The following is a 22,188-nucleotide window of genomic DNA, read 5'->3' as shown; positions in this document are numbered from 1 at the left end:
GTTAAAAATTAAGACAAACTCTAACCCAATGATAAAAAAGATATTGATGATATTGGCAACTATTTTTGTACTCCTGATTACTTTAGGTGGGTATGGGGTGTATCGTTTTTTAAACCCATTTGGGAAATTGGTGAATGAGGAATTGTCTGATTCATACTTCTATACTAGAGATGGAGAAGGAATTGTATTTAGTCCTATGGGAAATTGGTTTTCTTTAGGAAAACATGATATGAAGGTAGATATGGCTACTTTTCAGGTGCTAGGTAGAGATTATGCAAAAGATAAAGAATATGCTTATTTTAAATCTAAAATAATTGATTTTGGAATAGATGTAGCTTCCTTTAGAGTAAAGGCCAATTATGTTCCAATGGATAAAAATCACGTATATATTCTTACAGATAATTATTATCATATTGGTGAAAAGGGAGAAGGTTTTAAAGTGTTTGAAGATGCTGATCCAGAGACATATGAACAGTTGAACTATGATTTTGCAAAGGATAAAAATTTCATTTTTAGAAATGAAGAAAAGTTTACAAAAGTAGATCATGAATCTTTTGCGGTAATTAGTGATCAATTTTGTAAAGACATTAATGGGGTGTATCTGGTAAGGTATCAACAACCTTTATATAAAATTGATGCCAATATATCTGAAGCGGTTGCCCTAGTGCCTTCATATATTCGTGATGATAAGTATGTGTATATTCATACCAAAGATAGAGGGGTAGAGACAAAGGATATGGATACAATAATTAGAATTCCTTTTAAAAAACCAGAAGAAATACAGTTTTATAATGATAATACTATTGTTAAAATAGATAATAGTATTTATTATCAAGGAATACGCATAGAAGAGGCGGATGCTTTAACTTTTGAAGAAGTTGGATATGGGTATTCAAAAGATGCTAGTTTCGTATTTTTTTTAGGGCAAATAGTAGAAGGAGCAGATGCTAAAACCTTCAAGTATAACGATAATAATTATACGTTTTCTGATAAAAAACACACATACGAAGGAGGGAAAGTTGTAGGTAAATCTAAAAAATGGTAATGTTTCTGTAAGGATTTGCTGTAAAATCGACTAAGGTGTTTTAAAATTTTAAAACACATTCTCATCATGAAAAGGTTACTGATACCAATAGCAATATGTACAATGATGATTTCTTGTAAGAAAGAAGTCAAATCTGAAAAAGAAATTCAGGTAAAAGAAGAAATTATACCAAGTAGGTCTAAAGATTTTCCTGAAGATATTGCAGCTGTTTTTAAAGCCCATGGAGGGATTGATACTTTTGATAAAAGAAACACATTGATTTTTGAAATTGTAAAACCTAACGGGAATGAAAAACACACTACTGATCTTAAAACAAGACATGCACGTATAGAAACGGATGCATATGCTTTGGGATATGATGGTAATGAAGCATGGGTAGCACAAGATTCTACTTATTTTGAAGGAAACCCTCGTTTCTACCATAATTTGATGTTTTATTTTTATGCAATGCCTTTTGTATTAGGTGATGAAGGAATTTCTTATGAAAAAATAGAAGACCTTACAGTAGATGACACTGCATATTTTGGATATAAAATATCCTATGGTGAGGGCGTAGGAGATTCTCCAAAAGATAACTACTTTTTGTATTTCGATAAGATCTCAAACAAAATGAAATTCTTGGGGTATACGGTTACCTATTTCAGTAAAGAAGCAAGTAAAAAAGTAAGCTTGGTAGAATATGCAGATTGGAGTGATGTAGATGGTTTATTGCTTCCTGAAACTTTAAAATGGAGAGCATATGCTGATGGAGTAGTGGGAGAGGTTAAAAATGAAGTACGTTTTGTAAATGCAAGTTCAAGTATCGAAAAGCCTTCCCCTTCGATATTCAAAAAACCAGAAGAAGAGAAAGAGAAATCTTTATAAGTTGCTAGATTCTTAATCTCCCCAAGAAGAGGAGGTGAATATATGATAGTATAATTTATAAAAAACCAATATGATTAATTGTATTGGTTTTTTGTTATTTCCCCCTTCTTATTACGTAAGAGGTAATTTCAAGAGAGAGTTGGTATTAGATTGTTTTGCAAGTATAAAATAAAAAGAAGCTGATTTCTATGTTTATTTACAAAGAATCCAGCCTCTTTTAAGTAGAGAATTATAAAACTATTATTTTTTTAGTACTTCATTCCAGTTGTTGGGTAATTCATATAAGAAAACTTCTCTATGGTCAAGTTGTCCTCCCCAATTATTAGACAAATAAATTCGGTTACCTAGTAAGTTGATAGCTGCAGGAGCTTCATCTCTATAATCACCACTGTAGTTGTTGTAATTATGTCCGATTCGCCATACTATAGGTTCACTTGAACTGGGTTTAATTTGGATCATAAATAACTGATCAGCAGCCCAATCTGTGTCATGTGTTGCTTCGTTTATATTAGAATAAGTGTTTACAAAAACCCATCCTTTTTTGTTATTAGGCATTTTACCATAATGAAAACCACATGACCACCCGAAATCTTTATGACTTGCAATCTCAATTTTACTATCATACCCAGAGATAGTTGATATTGCATCTAACCAGTCAGTACGGTTATTCTGGCTAATGAATAATTCTTCTCCGTTTTCTCCAAATGACCATCCAGAATGAGATTCACTTATCGATATCTTCACTGGAGATTTTGCAGTATGGTTGAAATCTAAAGGCCATAAATGAGGTCCGTCAAACCAAGAGCCAATATCTTCTGGTCTTACACCATAACTGGCATCTCCCCAAGACCTACCATAATGTAATACTACTCCAGAACCAGTTGGTGATATTTCAACCATATTTGGCCTAGGAAATGTAGCATCGTTTTTATGATGATCTAGGTTTGTGCCTGCTAAGTCAGAAGGCTTAAATATATGTGTGGTATTTGTAGAAATTTGATAATGTATAAAAGCATCAACAACATTTGTTCTACCATCATAATGAACTGCCATCCACGCCCAATGATCACTATCATTAGAGCTATCTCCTTCTACATCATTATAGAGTTTAGTAGCATTAGGTATGTCAGCAGAAAAATCTTTAATGAGTGTTCTTGTTCCTTCTTGATTTCTAACATCGTCAATCATATAAAGTGCCATATCGTATCTGAAATAAACTCGATATGGATGATTACCAGATATATCCCATCGTATTTCGTTGTCTTCACCTATAGAGCGGCCTGTAGCATTTTTTAATTCTGTAACAATATTACCTGATTCTCGCTCCAAAATCCAACTAGTAGTGGAATTTGCTCCATGAACTATAAATAATGTTCCGTCAGAATTTTCTGGAGTATAACGAGAATAGACAATCAAGGCATCATTAGAGTTAGAAAATTCACTAGCATCAGTAAGTCTAGTAATTTTTACGCCTGTTACAGGATCTATACGAGACTCTCCTTTTGTAGGAGGGGCTGTTCCCAAATCTGGTTGTATGATTTCTCTACTTGTAATATAGTTGGATGTTATTTCTCCTTTAGGATCTATTACATTAACTGTTATTTTTGCAGTTATTTCAGTGTTTTCTCCATCTGTGGCACTAATGTTAAGAGATTCAATACCTAATTGATCAGAGGTGTATTCTATTTTATTTTTTTCAGTAGTAAATGCAGTATGAGTATCTGGACTTACTGTATAAGTCAAGGTATTACCACTAGCATTTTTTTCGTTTCCAAGAACAATTACTTTAGTCTCACTTTGATTTACCGTGATGGTTTGATCTTGTAATGTATATGAATCAGAACTTGGGTTCTCTATTGGATCATCTGATTTACAAGAAAAAAATAACAGTAATACTGATATTTGAAGTATATATTTCATAAATAATAGGTTAGATTATTGGTTTAGAGTTTATTAATTCTGATACCTGTTTGTAATTACTTGATCTACTGTTCTCTTGATCATATTTGCATATTCTATATCTGCTTCTTCTACTCTGTAGTTAATATCAATAGCATTTACCCCAGTAAAAAATTTAGCAAAAGACAATCCAACCATATACATTCCTTCTATAGAAAGATGAGTATTGTCACTATCTCCTGCATATAATCTGTGATATAGAGCTTTGTCTGGTGTAGTATCATCTAGATATATTTGATGTACTACTGCGCCGACATCTACGAATTGAACCCCTAACTCATCGCATAGTTTTGTAGTTTCTCTAAGATTCCCTTCGTATGTTCTTTGACGATTTTTTAAAGCCCAGGGGTGAAAAAGAATAGGGATGCTATTTTCTGCCCGAATTAGATCAATAAATATTTTACCATATGTTTTAAAGTCTTCAAGATCGTTAAAAGGTTCATCCAAACTAGGTTGAAGCACAGTAATATTATGTTGTGCTTTTATACTATCTATTTCATAAGTGTTACCTGGTGTGTCAGGGTTAGGAGGGTTATTATATCCATAATGTCTTTTTAGACTGGCTCCTCCTCTAATAGCTTCTACAAAATTGTTGGCTAGGTTTAACTCATTATAAATTTGTTGTAAATGATATTTTACAGCACCTTTATCGCTATTACCGCCACCCCAACGAGGGCCATAAGGATGAGTTAAACTATTTCCAACAAATAAAACATCAGAAGGAGCTTCTAAAAAAACAGGCTCTTTTACGGCTATGGTAATTGTAGCTGATGTTTCTTTATTATTTGTTTCTTTTGCGGTAACTGCTAATGAATAATTACCTACAGTATTGTTTTTATATACTATAGATGCTGTCCCTTCCCAAGTAAAATTTTCTTGAGGGGTAACTATATAGGTAATAGAATTTCCGTCTGTATCTTTATCTGGGCCCAGGGTTATTGTTAGATTTCTATTTTTGTTTACACTTAGAAATTGATCTTTGATTATAGCATTAGGGTCAGATTGGTTAACTTTTTTAAAGATTAGATTATCAATAGTTTTTTCAGGGTTGTCTAATTTTATAATAGTATCTGCATAAAATTGAATTTTATCATTTTCATAAAATTTGGTTTCCAAAGTATATTCACCGTATGGTATTTTGGAGAATGTGCCATCAAAAATATGAGTATCATGATCTATTTTTAAATCAAATGAATTTTGATAGGTATCATTTTTTAGTGTTGTAGTTGCTTTTGAGATTAGAAACCCACCGTCGTATATGATTTTATTATTATGAGTTATATATAATTTTGTTTCTTTATTTGATTGCCCTGAATCATCATCCTTATTACAAGAGAGTATAAGGGCGAGAGAAAGAATCGATAAAAACAATTTGATTTTCATGTTATGAAAGTTTTTGTTATTAGATTTAAGAGAAGATAAATTTTGATAGGTATCATTTTTTGACATAAACTGTTCTTTGAAGCTATGCTATTACTTTTCGTTCTATTGAAAAATAGAAAATTTTCTTGTGCAACTCTTTCCAGTATAAGAGGTGAACTATTACTCTAAAAATTGGAAGAGACTTTTTTATAGATATGATAAAAGCTTTTAAGTGTTTACTAGAATTAAATAGATATAATTATCATTAGTTTATTAGTAAGTGCTATACCACCTGATTTAAATTAAAACGAAAGACGAAAATATAGATATCTACCGATCTTTTTTAATTAACATGGCGAAGAGTGTTGTTTATATGGTGAATGAACCATAAAAAAGGGTAAAGATGATATTCTGATACAGAATAATAGATATAAAAACTCCTACCGTAATTAAAAAATGTAAGCATGAGTTTCTTTTCTTACATTATTGCAGGTACACGCTATCTAGTGTATCAATTCTATAATTTGATTTGATGATTTTTTAAGCTAATATTTCCTTCTAATAAAGTTCTTTTTATGCAGGTAATTTATTGACTTATTTTGTTTTAAATATTATTCAGTATATAATCGTTATATTTGTCATTATCATAATTTAACCTATGTATAATTGGTTAATATTTATTTTTTTATGCGTTTAAGTGATAATAGTTTAAATGGGTTGTTGCGAGATGGAAAAAGAGGGTTTTGTTTTGTGATGATTCTAATTGTTTAATTTTAAATCTTTTAGAGGAATTATGAAATTACATCATTACAAATTGTTTATGCTTGCTTTTTTTGTGTCAAGCATGATATGTGCACAACAAAAAATCTCTGGAACTGTTCAGGGAGAAGATGGACTGCCATTACCTGGGGTAAATATTTTAGTAAAGGGAAAATCTACAGGGGCGCAGACAGATTTTGACGGAGAATACACAATAAATGTTGAAAAAGGAGAAATACTAGTGTATTCATATGTGGGCTTTATTTCTCAAGAAATAACAGTAGCTAATCAAAATATAATTAACGTAAATCTAAAGGAAGATGTAAGTGCTTTAGAAGAAGTTGTTGTGGTTGGTTTTGGGACTCAATCTAGAAAAAAAATCACGGCAAATATAGCTTCTATTTCTTCAGAACAAATAAATGAAATTCCAACTCCAAGTTTGCAGAGTTCCTTAACTGGTAAAGCTGCTGGTGTAAGGGTAACACAGTTAAACGGTAAAGTCGAAGGAGGGATTAAAGTACGAGTTAGAGGTATCTCAACAATATCTTCTTCTCAGGAACCTCTCTATGTTGTAGATGGTATTCCTATTACCAATGATGATGAATCCATCAATAATTCTCCAATTAATCCATTAGTAGCGTTAAACCCTAATGATATAGAGTCGATTGATATTCTTAAAGATGCATCCTCTGCTGCGATTTATGGGGCTAGAGGGACAAATGGAGTCATTATTATAACAACAAAACAAGGAAAACGAGGGAAAACAAAGGTATCTTTGAATTCATCTTATGGTTTAAGTAAAGCAACAAATACCAGAGATTGGCTAAATGCTGGACAATATATAGAACTGGTTAGAGAATCTGCCTTAAACAGTGGCCTCACGCTGGCGGAAATAGAGTCTGAATTTGAACGTTTGTCTAACGGAACTGATTGGAGGAATGGAGAAGTAGATACCGATTGGCAAGAATTTGCTTTGGTAGATGGTTCTGTTCAAGATTTTGGAGTTTCAGTATCTGGAGGAGGTGAAAAAACTCGTTTTTTCATTTCGACATCATACAATAGTACAGATGGTATCATAAGGGGGAATGAACTAGAACGATACTCATTTCGAACCAACCTGGATCATTCAATTTCTGAAAAATTTAAGATAGGCACCAATGTTGGAGTTTCAAAAACAATTATTGACAGAATATCAAATGATAATGCATTTGCTACTCCATTACAGGCTATTGCACAATCTCCACTATCTCCAGCGTATTTGGATGATGGCGTAACTCCTAATAATGATTCTACAGAATATTATAATTTTTTAACTGAGGAGTTTAATGGTAGTTTTAAAACTAATGTGTGGCGAGTACTAGCAAATTCTTATCTACAATATCAAATATTTCCAGAATTAAATTTCAGAACCGAAGTGGGGTATGACTTCTTATCTCAAGTAGCAGAACGTTTTTCAGGAAGCTTAACAGAATCGGCTTCGGTAGGTGGTTTTGGGACAGCTAATGCGGTACAGACCGAAAAATATAATCTAAATAACTATTTTACGTATAATAAAATATTTAATGAAATTTTTGATTTAGAAGGAACTTTTGGAATGAGCTATGAAGATAGTGTGAGGAGATTGCAGCTGGTTCAAGGTCAGGGGTTTCCGTCAGATGATTTAGAAACATTGAATAGTGCCGCTGAAATTACTGCAGGAGGATCTAGTAGAACGCGATTTAATTTTTTATCATATTTTGGTAGAACTTCATTAACAATTGCAGGAAAATATCTATTGAATGCAAGTTTACGCTATGATGGCTCTTCTAGATTTGGAGAAGATAATAGATTTGGTTGGTTTCCAGCAGCATCGGCAGGGTGGATACTATCAGAAGAAGATTTTCTTAAAGATTCAGAAGTACTTTCTTTATTAAAGATTAGAGGAAGTTGGGGAGTTACTGGTAATGCGGGTATTGGAAACTTTGCAAGCCTTAGTTTATTTCAAGGGTCGCCATATAATCAACGAGCAGGTTTGGCACCAACACAATTAGGAAACCCAAGTTTAAAATGGGAAAGAACGAACCAAGTTGATATTGGTTTAGATTATGGTTTTTTAAATAATAGAATATCTGGAGAAATTGATTATTATGTTAAAAATACAGAAGATTTATTATTAGATGAACCGATACCAGGGACTTCGGGATTTTCTACAATTACCAGAAATGTGGGAGAACTTAGGAATAAAGGTTTTGAGTTTGTAATAAACACAAGAAATATTACGACAGAAAAACTCACTTGGAGTACTTCGTTTAATCTAGCAACTCTAGATAATGAAATAGTAGAGCTTCCTGGAGGTGATATTATATCAGGTAGAAATATTGTAAGAAAAGGAGAAACTATTTCTTCATTTTATCTAGTTGAATATGCTGGGGCAGATCCAGCTAATGGGGATGCTTTATTTATTAAGAATACCGTAAATGCAGATGGGTCTATAGATCGAAGTACTACAAATAATTTTAATGAAGCTGATAGAATTATAGCGGGTAGTCCTTATCCTGATCTTACTGCTGGTTTAACAAATAATATTACGTTTAAAGGAATTGATTTTTCATTTACTTTTCAAGGAGAGTGGGGAGCTTCTATTTACAATAATGGAGGTCGATTTCAATCAGGAAATGCAAGGTTTTTTGATAATCAAACAATAGATCAATTAGATAGATGGCAGAGACCAGGGGATATTACCAATGTACCTCAAGCAAGGCTGTTTTCTACCAATGGGCAACAAGCTTCTACTAGGTATTTACAAGATTCTGACTTTATAAGATTAAGAAATTTAACACTTGGATATACAATACCAGGTGATGTTACAAGAAAATTCCAAATGGATAGAGTTAGAGTTTATTTTACTGGGTTTAATTTGCTAACCTTTACAGATTATGATGGTTATGATCCAGAATCTACAGCCGATTTTAATGCGAATACAGATATCCAGGCAGGAGAAGCTTTTTATTCTGCACCACCAGCCAAAACATATACTTTAGGAATAAATATTGATTTTTAAACAACGGTTATGAAAACATTAAAATATATACCACAGCAATTATACATCATTGTATTAACCATTTTTATTATTGGTTGCGAAGATAATCTCGAGTTAGAACCAGAACAAAGTTTATTACCCGAAATAGCCACTTCTAATCCTGCGAATGTGCAAAATATATTGACAGGGATTTATGATGAAGCAGGGCAAAATGTATCATATGGAGGGCGATTAAATTTGGCATCAGAGCTTTTAGCCAACGATACTGACCTTTCTTGGAATGGAACTTTTGAGCAGCCAGCTCAATTGATTGAAAAGCAATTGGTCCCAGATAATACATTTGTTAGAGACTATTGGTTAAATGCTTATGAAGTAAGTAACCAAGCAAACATAGTTCTTGCCAATTTAGCTGTTTTTGAAGAAGAGTCTGATCGCGATAGAGTAGAAGGTGAAGCAAAATTCTTAAGAGGATTGGTTTATTTTGATCTTGTAAGGTTTTTTGGACAACCCTATAGCGCTGGAGGAGGAAACACACAATTAGGAGTCCCTATTATATTAAAAGCAGTTTTAGATCCAAGTGATGTTACTTTTCCTGAACGAAAAACTGTAGAAGAAGTATATACACATATTATTAATGATCTTAGTGAGGCGTATAATCTACTTCCTGAAAGCAATGGTATTTCTGCTGATAAATATGCAGCACAAGCCTTATTGGCAAGAGTATATTTACAACAAGGAAATTATGAAGCTGCAAGAGATGCTGCTAATGATGTATTACAGAATAGTGGACATTCTCTTGCTGAGTTATATGCTGCAGCGTTTAATAATGATGAAGATTCTGATGAAGATATTTTTGCATGGCAAATCACTAGCCAAGATCCAGGAGAAGTAGCTCCTGGTATTGGCACAGGAGGAAATGATATGAATACCTTTTGGGCAACTAGAGAGTTTGGAGGTAGATCTCCTAGTGCAGATGTATCAGTTGAACCTTCTTTCTTTACTATTTTTGACGATCCAAATGATGAGAGAAATCAATTCTTTTATAATGATAATAGTGTTTCTCTAAAATGGCAATCTCAGTTTGCAAATATTCCTTTTTTACGTATTGCCGAGATGCATTTAATAAGAGCTGAAGCTAATTTTAGATTAGGAACTAATGTAGGTTTAACACCTTTAGAGGAAATAAATGCACTAAGAGATAGGGTAAGTGCTATTCCATTAATAGCTCTAACATTACAAGATATTATTGATGAACGAAAACGTGAATTAGCTTTTGAAGGTTTTGCATTACATGATGTTAAACGTCTTGAAGGTACTGTAGGAGGATTGAATTATGATGATAATTTTTTAGTACTACCTATTCCTCAAAGAGAAAGAGATGTTAATCCAGATGGTTTACCACAAAACCCTGGGTATTAAATAATATTTAAAAAAACTGTATAGAATTCTGTTTACAAAAGCAAAGTAAAACCATCTGGTTTTACTTTGCTTTTTTTACTTATTTATTCATTCATATACTTATCACGATACCGTTTCCATAATTTGGTTTGATGACTTTCTAGGCTAATATCTCGCCCTTGTATAAAAGCTTTTTCTAATTGATTTGTACGCATGTCTAAAGCGTCTCCAATACTAATAAATAAAGTAGCGTCTTTACCCACTTCTAGTGTTCCTGTAGTATGATCAATACCAAGAATTTTTGCACTATTACCAGTAATGAGTTGTACCGCTTTTTCCTTATCTAAACCATGTGCAGCTACCGTTCCTGCTTGAAAAGGGAGGTTTCTTGCATTTGCTCGTTCCATTTGTCCGCTATTTTGCAGTGCAACCAAAACTCCAGCATCCATTAATAATTTAGCATTTTTATATGGTTGATCATAGTCATCATCCTCTTGGTCAGGAGTAGAGTGTGTTCTTGTTGCTAGGACTGCAATATTATTTTGTTTTAGTTGTGGTGCTACTTTATGTGCTTCATATGCACCAACTAGCACTATTTTTTTTAAATTATGTTCTTTTGAAAGAGAGAGGACATCCAGAATTTCTTTTTCGGTTTCTAGATGAATAAAAATAGTTTTTTTTCCATCAAAAATTCCTTTCATAGCATGATAAGGTAAGTTGTTTTCAGACTCATTCGATTGTATAGATGCTTTTGCTTGCGCAATAAAATCATTTAATTCTTTCAATTGCTTTACATACTTTTTATTAGGCTTATATCCTGAATCTTCACCAAGCCACCAACGTCCTCTGCTAAACGAACTAGGCCAGTTAATATGAATGCCATCATCTATCTTTATCACTGCATCTTCCCAATTCCAAGCATCTAATTGTACAATAGATGAAGTGCCAGATATTCTACCCCCACGAGGGGTAATTTGAGCCAGTAATATACCATTAGGGCGCATGCTTTCTACAATTTTACTCTCAGTGTTATAAGCAATAATACTGCGAATGTGAGGATTATAATTACCAATTTCACTATCGTCATCAGTAGCACGAACAGCCCCTATTTCTACTAATCCTAATGTAGAATTTGGAGCTATAAAACCAGGGTAGATATGTTTTCCTGTGGCATTGATGATTGTTCCTTTTGCAGTAGTATTTTGATTAGATCCTATTGCAGTTATTTTTCCATTTTCAAAAACAATAGTACTGTTTTTAATGATAGTACCATTTCCAATATGAGCAGTAGCACCAGTAATAGATATTGTTTCATTTTGTGCTTTTGCTGGCGTTTGCTGTGCAGATATTTGTCTGATAAAAACAGTACATAGAACCAGTATAAAGATTATTTTTTTCATGTTTATTTTATTGTAATTTCAAGTTTGATATTACCAGATTACTGGTGCTCAAAATATATTTTTTAATGAATAGTTTCTAAGGTTTCACATTCAAAATGTTGCTTTTCTTTTTTTCTGGCAGGTTGCGTTTTGAGACCACTGTTTTTTGCTTTAAGCATCATTGTAGAAATCTTATTTTTCTCATTTTCAATAGAGTTTCTTTTGGCTTTGTCTTTTTCAAGATCAAAATAAACAGCCCCTTCTATTATTGTTTTTTCAGCTTTAGAATAGATAGATAGAGGATGACCTGTCCATAATACCAAGTCAGCATCTTTACCTATTTTAATACTACCAACTTTATCATCAATATGTAATAATTTAGCAGGATTAAGAGTTACAAATTTTAAAGCATCTTCCTCACTAACTCCACCATATTTCACTGATTTTGCAGCTTCCTGATTAAGGCGACGAGACATCTCTGCATCATCACTATTGATGGCTGTAAGAACTCCTTGTTTGTGCATGATGGCAGCATTGTAAGGAATAGCGTCATTCACCTCATACTTATAAGCCCACCAATCAGAGAAGGTAGATCCTCCAACACCGTGAGCAGCCATTTTGTCTGCAACTTTATATCCTTCTAGAATATGAGTAAAGGTGTTAATCTTAAAATTAAATTTTTCAGCCACTTTCATAAGCATATTGATTTCACTCTGTACATAAGAATGGCAACTTATATGGCGTTTACCATTTACAATTTCCAGAATAGTTTCCATTTCGATATCCTTGCGATATGGCTTGCCGCTATTTTTAAGTTTTTCATATGCTTTTGCACGAGAGAAATAATCTATATATAATTGTTCGACTCCCATTCTTGATTGAGGAAAACGACTAAAGCTTTGCCAATTACTTTGCTTTACATTTTCACCCAATGCAAACTTGATGAATTTTGGAGTGTCTGAATAAATAAGATTATCTGCATTTTCTCCCCATTTTAATTTTATGATTGCAGAGCGGCCTCCTATTGGATTAGCAGAGCCATGAAGTATCTGAATAGTTGTAACACCGCCTGCAAGATTTCTATATATGTTAATATCATCAGGTGATATTACATCTTCAATAGTTACTTCTGCAGAAGAGTTATGACCAGCCTCATTAATTGCTGCAGCGGCAATGTGAGAATGCTCATCAATAATTCCAGAAGTAAGATGTTTTCCAGTAGCATCAATTACTGTAGCATTACCAGAATTTAGATTTTTACCAATTGCAGCTATTTTTCCATTTTTTATAAGGACATCAGTCTCATTTAAAATACCATCTTTTTCATTAGTCCATACCGTAGCATTTTTGAATAGTATAGATTTAGAAGTAGGTAATTGTGAATTACCATAAGCTATATTTGGATAGGTAACTGGTAAGACTTCGTTTTGATCAATAGCTGGTTTTTTATCATTCTTTTTTTGAGATGTATTTTCAGTTTTTCTTTTTGCAGTAAAAGCAGTATGAGATCCATTGGGTAGAATAGCTTTTCCTTTCCAAAATTTTGGAGTATCTCCAATAGTTGTACTTAATCTAGTGTACTGTGTTTTGGTAGTATCTTTATCAGTAAACGTAATGGTTACCCAATCATCCTTATAATTAATTTTGGTTCCAAGTTTGATCTCGTCGATTTTAATTTCAGCTTTAGGTTTTGATGATTCTCCTGAAATAGATAGGTCATAGGTTTTACCAGTGATAACAACCTCATATTCTCCGTTGATATCGGTAATATTCATATCATGAATTACATTTTTATATCCTTGTACCCAGTTTTCGTAAATAATATTTTCTTTTGAAAACAATTCACTTTTTGTAATCAAGAAATTAGCATAACTTCCTTTTTTGAGACTTCCTAGAAGATCACTTTTTCCAAGCATTTGTGCAGGTATTGTAGTCAAAGCTGCAATAGCAGTTTTTTTATCTAGACCATATTCAATTGCTTTTGCAATACGATTTTTTAAGTCTGCTATATTTTTGAGTTTATGAGTGGTCAAAGAAAAAGTGATGTTGTTTTTTGCTAGTACAGATGGATTTGTGGGAGCTTGATTCCAGTGGCGCATATCTCCTAGACTTACTAGGTTTGCCATAAAAGGATCAGAGACATCATATGCTTCAGGAAAATTAAGAGGGATAATATATTGAGCATTGGTCGTCTTTACTTTGTCAATTCTAGCATATTCATCCCCTCCTCCTACAAGTATATATTGAGTATTGAATTGATCACCAATTTTATCGGCTCTAAAACTATTTATTCGGCTTCCAGCTTCAAAAACCTGAGGTAATTTTTTATTCCTTTGCAATGCTTCTAGTGCTAGGTCTTTATTTGTAGAATTACCTGTAGCATACCAATTAGCATCATGGTACATTTGTTTTAATAATGCTATAGCTCCCATCAATGAAGTAGGGTAGAGTTGTTTACTTTGGTTACTTTTGGAAAAAGATAAAAATTGAGAAGATCGATCACTTACCAAACGACTGCCTTCGGGCCCCTTGTTATTTAGAGCTACAAGTAGTCCAGTACCTCGTACAATACCATCTGGCATATGTGTGTTAAGTACTCCATATCCTTGTTTTATATATTCGTCAGCCTTTTTTGTATCATACTTAAAATGAGATAAAGCATTTGTTTCTGGCCGTATATGATCATTCCAGTAATAACCTTCTCGCGAAGCACCATATTGAGGATTACCAGCAAATGGACTTCCTCCTTTACTTTTAGGTTTTTTGATACCAAAATTGGTGAATGGATCTATAAAGGAAGCATAGATATGTTTTCCTTTGAGATCAATAACTACACTATTGGTAGGAATAGAAACAGCATTTCCAACCTCGATGATTCGTCCTTTCTGAACAACTAAAAAACCATTTTTGATCTCAGTATCAGGAGTCGTATGAATAGTTGCATTTTTGAATACAGTGTAATTAGAATTTGTCGTATTTACTCCGTCATTTTTTGGGAAATAATCTTGACTATAAGAATTCATAATTCCAAATATCACTGTAAGTGATAATAGAAGTTTTTTCATAATGTTTAGCAGTGTAAAGTGTTAGAATACGGTTTAAAGATAGGAGTTGAGATAAAATGGTATTGTTAATTAGGATTGTTTTAACATTAATAAGGTTGTCAGTTATACTGATTTTTAGATTTTTGGGCGAAATTTAATAACCAAACTCTTAATTTAATGAAAACTATTTTTACTCTATTTTTAATTTTAAACAGTACTCTGTTAATAGCACAAGAAATTACAGGAAATGTTTCTGATCCTGGAAGTAATAATGTAATTAGCCCTTTTGGTTCTACAATGATTGTGAGAAATAACAGTACAGATGAAGTGATTAAAGGACATCAGTATTATGAGGAAAGGGATCAAATCGCAACTGTGTACATTAAGGGTAAACCAGTTAAGAAATGTTTGGTTAAATATAATGGTTTTAATGAAGAAATAGAATATCTCGAAAAAGATAAAAGATATAATCTATTAAAGTTAGATGATATGGAGGTAAAACTTAATAAGTATAGCTACAGGTTGTTTGATCATAAAGGTGATAAGAAGTTTTTTCTAGTATATAATAAAGGTATGTTTTCTTTAGGTTTATTAGCTATTAAGAAAATAAGAGAAGGAAAACAAGCAACAAGCAGTTATGAATCAAGTACTCCTTCTAGATATATTGAAAACTACAAATATTTTATAATAAACAATAAAGATAAAGTAGTGACAGATATAAAACTTAAGAAAAAGGAAATATTAAAAACCTTAGGTAAAAAAGAAGAGCTTGAAAAATTTGCAAAATCAAGAAAATTAAGTTTTAAAAAAGAATCAGATTTAGTAAAGATTATAAAATATTACAATACGCTTACGCTATAAATTTGATTTGTTAAAATCTGGATTTATAATAATTAATTGTTAGAATTACTATATAGCTGTAAATTTCTATTCCTTTAGGTTGATTGATCGTAAATTAAAAAGTTTTATATATTTGTTTTATTATAAAGGAGTTAATTCTAATAAAACGTGTGAAGAAGAGCAGATTTCTTAAGGAAGTTAGGTAACAATTTGCTCCGTTATGACGCACAGTAATAAACACAATAAATAAAATAATTATGTCAGTTATAAGAAAAGTTGTTATTATAGTAATTCTATTTTTAAATCTACAATTAGTAGCTCAAGAAGCAGAAGAATCAAATTTACCTAATAGACATCAAAATATTGGAATTAATGATAATGATACTTTTGTTATACTAAATGAATATGCTAGACCGATAGCAAAAAAATATGATGAAAAATCTATTACAGGAAGTAAGTATCATGAAGATGATTATAAAATAGCAAAGATTTATGATAATGATAAAATGATTCATAAATACGCGATAAAGTATAATGCATATGCAGATGAAATAGAAGTATTAGAAGACAATAAGACTTTTGCTCTTTTGAAAAAAGAAAATGTAAGAATAGTTTTGGATGATTATGAGTATAAACTATCTGATAATAATGGATATATTATCGTTTTTAACAAAAATAAAAATGTATCCTTAGCATTAAAAGTAAAAAAGAAAGTGAGAGCTGCAACTGAGCCAGAATCTAGCTATAGTCAATATATACCTCCAAGTTTTGTTAATAATCATGTTTATTACATTAAAAATAAAAAGGGAGGGTTAGAGCAAATCAAATTAAAAAAGAAAAATATTCTTGCTGTTTTAAAAGATAAGGAGGATGAAGTAAAAGAATTTGCGTCTTCAAAAAAATTAAGTTTCAAAAAAGAAGCAGATTTGGTAAAGATTATAGACTATTATAACACATTATCTATATAAATCTTAAAGCCTGGTTTTATAATAGTTTACTAATAAGGCTACTACATAGCTGTAGGTTTCCATGCCATCCGGCTGGTTGTTGGCCTTTAGATAACTATCATAAGTACTTTTGAATATAGGCTCTAGAGGATTCTCATAAGATTCCCAGAATGTATTTACTTCTTGGTAATTTTTACGTATACCAGGTCTTAGTTTTTCAATAAGGCAAATTGCTTTTTCTTCATTACGAAGATATAGATCATTTAAACAAAATTTTAGAGCAAAGGTAGTTCCACTATAATTGAAATATTTATCGTTATAGGTCATTGTAGCTAGTGCTGCTATAAAATTGGCTTCATTTTCTTTAGCAAAACCTAATTGATGTGCCTCTTCATGACAACTGGTTGTAGGGGTCTTATAAGTAAGTATGAGTCCATTTACTTGTGCTTCATTAGTGATCGGATTCAAGTATCCGCTAAAACCCATATAGGTAAGGGGAACGCTTAATAATGAAGTTTTAATACTTTTAGGGTGATAATGTAAAGAAGGTAATGTTTTTTGAAGTTGATCGTATGCAGTAACTGTTTTTTTGAATATTTCGTTTTTAGAATATGGTATCTGTATTAGTAAAGAATCATTTTGTTCTAACTGTGTATGTAAATAATTCGCTTTTTGAATTAACTTTTCAGAAACTTTAATTAATTCACCCTCTGTGTATTCATCTTCTATTTGTAATATTTCGTGTAGCGGTAATCTATAATAATTTATTCCCCAAAGAATATGAAAGCATGCATAGACGATAGATAGTGTTGCCCCGATATCTAATAATACCTCTTTCCAGACAATATGCTTTATAAATACTTTTTTAAATAAAAAGCGTATCAACATGATAATCAGAAAACAATATAAAACATCTCCAAAAGAAAAAGGTAGCCATCCAAATACATAGCGTAATGCTTTAGAAATATAAATAAAAAGGCCATTACTATAAAACCGTTCTATATATTCAGGAAAAAAAGAAATAATCTTGATTAAGATTATTTGGACAGGAAATAATAGAGTAAGATATAATTTTGTCTTTGATTGCATAGGGTAAAGATATTTACAATTCTTAATTAAGAATAAAAATTAAGAGATTTTTAGTATCCTTTAGTTTTCCTTTATAGTTTATGACTTTGAACCATATAAACTTTGATACTTAATTTAAAATATAGAATTTTGCATTAATTAATAAAATTATACCTATGAACTCAGAAATAAGAGGTTTAGAGCCTAATAGCCTTTGGAATAAATTTGCAGATCTTAATGCTGTCCCTCGACCTTCAAAAAAAGAAGAGCGCGTAATAGCGTTTATGAAAAATTTTGGAGAATCTCTAGGTTTAGTAACAGAAGTAGATAAAGTAGGTAATGTTTTAATCAAAAAAAACGCTACATCAGGAATGGAAGATTGTAAAACTGTAGTGATGCAATCACATTTGGATATGGTGCATCAAAAAAACGCAGATACTGATTTTGATTTTGACACTCAAGGTATAGAAATGTACATAGATGAAGATTGGGTAAGGGCAAGAGGTACTACACTTGGAGCTGATAATGGATTAGGAGTTGCTACTATTATGGCTATTCTAGAATCTACAAAAATAGAACACCCAGCAATTGAAGCTTTGTTTACTATAGATGAAGAGACTGGAATGACTGGAGCTATGGGGTTAGAAGGAGGATGGTTGCAAGGAGATATATTATTGAATCTGGATACAGAAGAAGATGATGAAATAGGTGTAGGTTGCGCTGGAGGAGTTGATGTTACAGCAAAAACTACTTATGTAAAAGAAGAGGTTGGAGATAATAAATTGGGGTATACCATTGCGGTCAAAGGTCTTAGTGGAGGACATTCAGGTATGGATATTCATAAAGGATTGGGTAATGCCAATAAAATTATGAATAGATTGTTGTTTGATGGTTTTGATGATTTTGGTCTTCAAATCAGTGAATTAAAAGGAGGAAGTTTACGCAATGCAATTCCTAGAGAAAGTTTTGCTATTGTAGTTGTAGACGCAGTACACGCAAAAGCTTTTGAATTTGAAATAAAAGAATTGTCATCTACAGTTAAAAAAGAACTAGCTATAGTTGATCCAGATTTGGAAATAGAAATTAATACTATAGATGTACCAAAAGAAGTTATAAATCCAGATGCACAAGAAGCTTTATTAAAAGCATTATATGCAGTACATAATGGTGTGTATACTATGAGTGCGTCAATTCCTGATTTGGTAGAAACTTCTAATAATGTAGCCAAAGTAACTCTGGTAGATGGTGAGGTTATAATAGAATGTCTTACTAGAAGTAGTGTAGAGTCATCAAAAATGGATCTGGTAAATAAATTAAGAGCTACATTTGAATTAATCGGCTGTGAGGTTACTACTGGTGGAGATTATCCAGGCTGGGCACCAAATATGGATTCTCCAATTCTACAAGTAATGGATGAATTATATGAAAATCTTTATGGAGAAAAAGCTCATGTAGCTGCTTGTCATGCAGGATTAGAATGTGGTATATTAGGACAGAATTACCCTGATATGGATATGATCTCTTTTGGCCCTACTATATTAGGAGCGCATTCACCAGATGAAAGAGCAAGCATCTCGTCTGTGCAGAAATATTGGAAATTTGTAAAAGAAATTTTAAAAAGAATCCCTAAGAAGTAACTATAAAAATAATTTTTGAGTAATATTTTATTGTAGGAAAGAAGCTGTCTAAAAACGACAGCTTTTTTTATTTTATGTCTATAAATTTTGTGTTTAAGTGTCTGTAAAACAGGTTAAGAAGTCTAATTGGTGGTTTTGTTTTTTTGTAGAGGATATATTTATTTATTAAATTATTAACAAATAAACACATTTATGTTAAAATTTTATGATTACTACTTGATTTAGTACGAATTTTTAATTTTAAATGTATTTCGTCGTACTTAATTTGCTTTTTGTCGATAGTTTTGGTTTCTTTGACCGAAATAAAGAAGAGGTTGTTGTAGGATATAAATACCTTTGAACTGAACTGAATTTTGAATAGTTGTTTTTTACAGTTGATGAAAGTCACTTGTGAAAGATATTATTGTATTCAAAAAGATTTTTATGCCCAAAGCCAAAAAATAAAGCCTGATACACATGGATGATTATTACTTAACCATTTTAAAAAAACTGAAGATTACAAAAAGGATATTTTACCTTTTTTGTATAGGAATTGTTTTGAATTTATTTATTTCAGAAACAATGTATGCACAATGCCCTGTTGGGGCAATTGATTTTGCCAGTAATCCTACTAATACGATAACTTCTGGTCAGGTTTATTGCCTGAGTCAGGATTTTGATATCGGTAATGGTAACCTACTAATTCAAGGAGGAGGAGAATTACATATAGAGTCAGGATTTGAATTAAAAGGTAATGGAGTCCTTACCATTCAAGGTACAGTAATTGTTAATGATGGAGCAGGAATTAGTTATGTAGGGTCTTCTGAGATAGGAATTTTTGGAACGGCAATAACTTCTTTATTACGATTAGGAGCTGGTTCTTTTTTCTCTATCAATGGTTCGTTAACACAAAATGACCCTACCTTTTTTGGAAACCTTAACCCAGGTCATAGCTCTACAATAGAAATGAATAATTGCTCTGTGGTCGAAGTATGTTCTACATTTACACAACAATCAACTACATATCCAAGTGTAGTATATACTGGAGACGGAAGTTGTAAAGCTTATTTTATTGATAAAGCGCAAGTTAGTGGGGGAGCAGGGTCTATATTAACGACATCAGCAAGTGTGAATTGGATTGCAATGAATACAATCAGTAGTTTAAATGAAGGAGGAGCAACACTTTGCGGACCCAATGCAACTCAGGCAACATGTACAATGTGGCCAGCAGGGTTGAGTGATGCAATAGCAGCAAATTGTGGAGAAGCAGAAGGAATAGCTGCAGGGCTTTCAGGAGGTTCAGGACCAACAACCATAGACACAGATGGAGATGGTGTAACAGACGATATAGATTTAGATAATGATAATGATGGTATTTTAGATAGTGTAGAATGTCAATCCGTAGAGGTAAATCCTACAGGCGTAACAAGTACAGATAATGATTTTAACAACCCAAATAATGGTACTGATCCCCCAGGAGCATTAGCAAATACAGCTGATGGTAATTTAGGGACTTTTATTGCAGATGCAGCTCCATCAGGAGGATATACAGACTTAACATATACATACCCTTCATCAAGATTACAGGCACTTCGTATATATAATAATGCAGGTAGTTTATTAGGAGACCCGCAAGCAATAAATACGATAGGAACAATCAATTTTTATAACAGTGCAGATGTATTAATAGGAACCATATCTTCGATAAGTGTACCTAATGGAAATGCAGGAGGAAATCCTTTTGATATAGCAATGGATTTACATGATGTTACAAAAGTTGAGATATTAAATTTAACAGGACTTTCTTCTGGGATTGCATGGAGGTCTTTTAGGTTATTGACATGTACTGATTTTGATAATGATGGAATTTTTGATCCAGAAGATTTAGATGCAGATGGAGATGGTATTCCAGACAATATAGAGGGGCAGACTACAAATGGGTATATTGCTCCCAATTCAGATAATGCAGCAACTTATATTACTAATAATGGAGTGAATTCTGCCTACTTAGGAGGAGTAACACCAGAAAATACAGATATGATCGATAATCCTGATTATCTTGATTTAAATTCAGATAATGAAGGGGGAAATGATACCACAGAAGCAGGACTTACTTTATCAGGGACAGAAGGAGTAAATGGTTTGGATAATGCATATGATAATGGAGATGATTATGTTGATGTAAATGGTAGCTTTGATAATACTCAAGCAGATAATTTTCCTGATACCGATAGCGATGTTGCTACACAAGATGTAGATTATAGAGATGCAATCGATGATAGAGACTCAGATGGTGATGGTGTTACAAACAGTCAAGAAATTACCGATACTACCAATCCAAATGATGGGTGTGATTATACAATTGCCAATCAAGTAATAGCCAATGTGAGTACAGCTTGGAATGCATTGGATTGTGATGGTGATGGTGTAACCAATGGTCAAGAAATTACCGATACTACTAATCCTACTGATGGATGTGATTATACAGTTGCTAATCAAGTAGTAGCTAATGTTAGTACAGCATGGAACGCACTAGATTGTGATGGTGATGGAGTGACTAACGGTCAAGAAATAACCGATACTACAGATCCAACAGGTAATTGTAGTTTAGTAGCCGCCAATCAGGATACTACGCCAAGTATTGCATGGAACGCACTAGATTGTGATGGCGATGGCGTAACTAACGGTCAAGAAATTACCGATACTACTAATCCTACTGATGGATGTGATTATACAGTTGCTAATCAAGTAATAGCTAATGTTAGTACAGCATGGAACGCACTAGATTGTGATGGTGATGGAGTAACTAACGGACAAGAAATTACCGATACTACTAACCCTACTGATGGATGTGATTATACAGTTGCTAATCAAGTAGTAGCTAATGT

The 22,188-nt window shown here is 32.5% G+C and carries 13 protein-coding genes; 8 read left to right on the top strand and 5 right to left on the bottom strand.

Annotated features, from left to right (window positions below; genetic code table 11):
* Positions 1-28: 28 nt before the first annotated feature.
* Together DG508_RS04025 and DG508_RS04020 are read left to right on the top strand one after the other, a co-directional pair.
* On the top strand, positions 29-1,045 hold the full coding sequence (locus DG508_RS04025) for a DKNYY domain-containing protein (RefSeq protein WP_108866905.1): 1,017 nt from the start codon (positions 29-31) through the stop codon (positions 1,043-1,045).
* Between the two features lie 66 nt (positions 1,046-1,111).
* Positions 1,112-1,909, top strand: a complete 798-nt coding sequence (locus DG508_RS04020; protein ID WP_108866904.1) for a DUF6503 family protein — start codon at positions 1,112-1,114, stop codon at positions 1,907-1,909.
* 240 nt (positions 1,910-2,149) lie between these two features.
* Here DG508_RS04020 and DG508_RS04015 read toward each other — a convergent pair whose 3' ends face one another.
* Complete coding sequence (locus DG508_RS04015) at positions 2,150-3,829, bottom strand: hypothetical protein (protein WP_108866903.1); 1,680 nt, start codon at positions 3,827-3,829, stop codon at positions 2,150-2,152.
* A 33-nt stretch (positions 3,830-3,862) separates the two neighbouring features.
* Positions 3,863-5,251, bottom strand: coding sequence for an Ig-like domain-containing protein (locus DG508_RS04010; protein ID WP_159090655.1), 1,389 nt, complete (start codon positions 5,249-5,251; stop codon positions 3,863-3,865).
* A 772-nt stretch (positions 5,252-6,023) separates the two neighbouring features.
* On the opposite strand from DG508_RS04010, the gene DG508_RS04005 reads away from it, so the two are divergent.
* Together DG508_RS04005 and DG508_RS04000 are read left to right on the top strand one after the other, a co-directional pair.
* Positions 6,024-9,029 (top strand): SusC/RagA family TonB-linked outer membrane protein, encoded by a 3,006-nt coding sequence (locus tag DG508_RS04005; protein WP_108867117.1) that lies wholly within the window; start codon positions 6,024-6,026, stop codon positions 9,027-9,029.
* Between the two features lie 9 nt (positions 9,030-9,038).
* The gene (locus DG508_RS04000; RefSeq protein ID WP_108866901.1) at positions 9,039-10,427 is read left to right on the top strand and encodes a RagB/SusD family nutrient uptake outer membrane protein; all 1,389 of its coding nucleotides are present in this window, start codon (positions 9,039-9,041) and stop codon (positions 10,425-10,427) included.
* Between the two features lie 83 nt (positions 10,428-10,510).
* Here the strand turns inward: DG508_RS04000 and DG508_RS03995 are convergent, their stop codons facing one another.
* The gene (locus DG508_RS03995) at positions 10,511-11,806 is read right to left on the bottom strand and encodes an amidohydrolase family protein (RefSeq protein ID WP_108866900.1); all 1,296 of its coding nucleotides are present in this window, start codon (positions 11,804-11,806) and stop codon (positions 10,511-10,513) included.
* A 62-nt stretch (positions 11,807-11,868) separates the two neighbouring features.
* Entirely contained in the window at positions 11,869-14,850 is a 2,982-nt protein-coding gene (locus DG508_RS03990; protein ID WP_108866899.1) for an amidohydrolase family protein, read from the bottom strand.
* A gap of 156 nt (positions 14,851-15,006) precedes the next feature.
* Here DG508_RS03990 and DG508_RS03985 point away from each other — a divergent pair, with 156 nt between their 5' ends.
* Positions 15,007-15,690, top strand: a complete 684-nt coding sequence (locus DG508_RS03985; protein WP_108866898.1) for a hypothetical protein — start codon at positions 15,007-15,009, stop codon at positions 15,688-15,690.
* 236 nt (positions 15,691-15,926) lie between these two features.
* Positions 15,927-16,637, top strand: a complete 711-nt coding sequence (locus tag DG508_RS03980; RefSeq protein ID WP_108866897.1) for a hypothetical protein — start codon at positions 15,927-15,929, stop codon at positions 16,635-16,637.
* Between the two features lie 3 nt (positions 16,638-16,640).
* Here the strand turns inward: DG508_RS03980 and DG508_RS03975 are convergent, their stop codons facing one another.
* Positions 16,641-17,705, bottom strand: a complete 1,065-nt coding sequence (locus tag DG508_RS03975; protein WP_108866896.1) for a DUF3810 domain-containing protein — start codon at positions 17,703-17,705, stop codon at positions 16,641-16,643.
* Between the two features lie 155 nt (positions 17,706-17,860).
* On the opposite strand from DG508_RS03975, the gene DG508_RS03970 reads away from it, so the two are divergent.
* Both DG508_RS03970 and DG508_RS03965 read left to right on the top strand, forming a co-directional pair.
* On the top strand, positions 17,861-19,321 hold the full coding sequence (locus tag DG508_RS03970; protein WP_108866895.1) for an aminoacyl-histidine dipeptidase: 1,461 nt from the start codon (positions 17,861-17,863) through the stop codon (positions 19,319-19,321).
* Between the two features lie 537 nt (positions 19,322-19,858).
* A partial coding sequence (locus DG508_RS03965) for an autotransporter outer membrane beta-barrel domain-containing protein (protein WP_464115334.1) occupies positions 19,859-22,188 on the top strand: 2,330 nt, incomplete at its 3' end.

Source organism: Aquimarina aquimarini, from assembly GCF_900299535.1.
Taxonomy (GTDB): domain Bacteria; phylum Bacteroidota; class Bacteroidia; order Flavobacteriales; family Flavobacteriaceae; genus Aquimarina; species Aquimarina aquimarini.
Note: the sequence above shows the minus strand (reverse complement) of the source record. Positions and strands in the feature narration are given on the sequence as shown.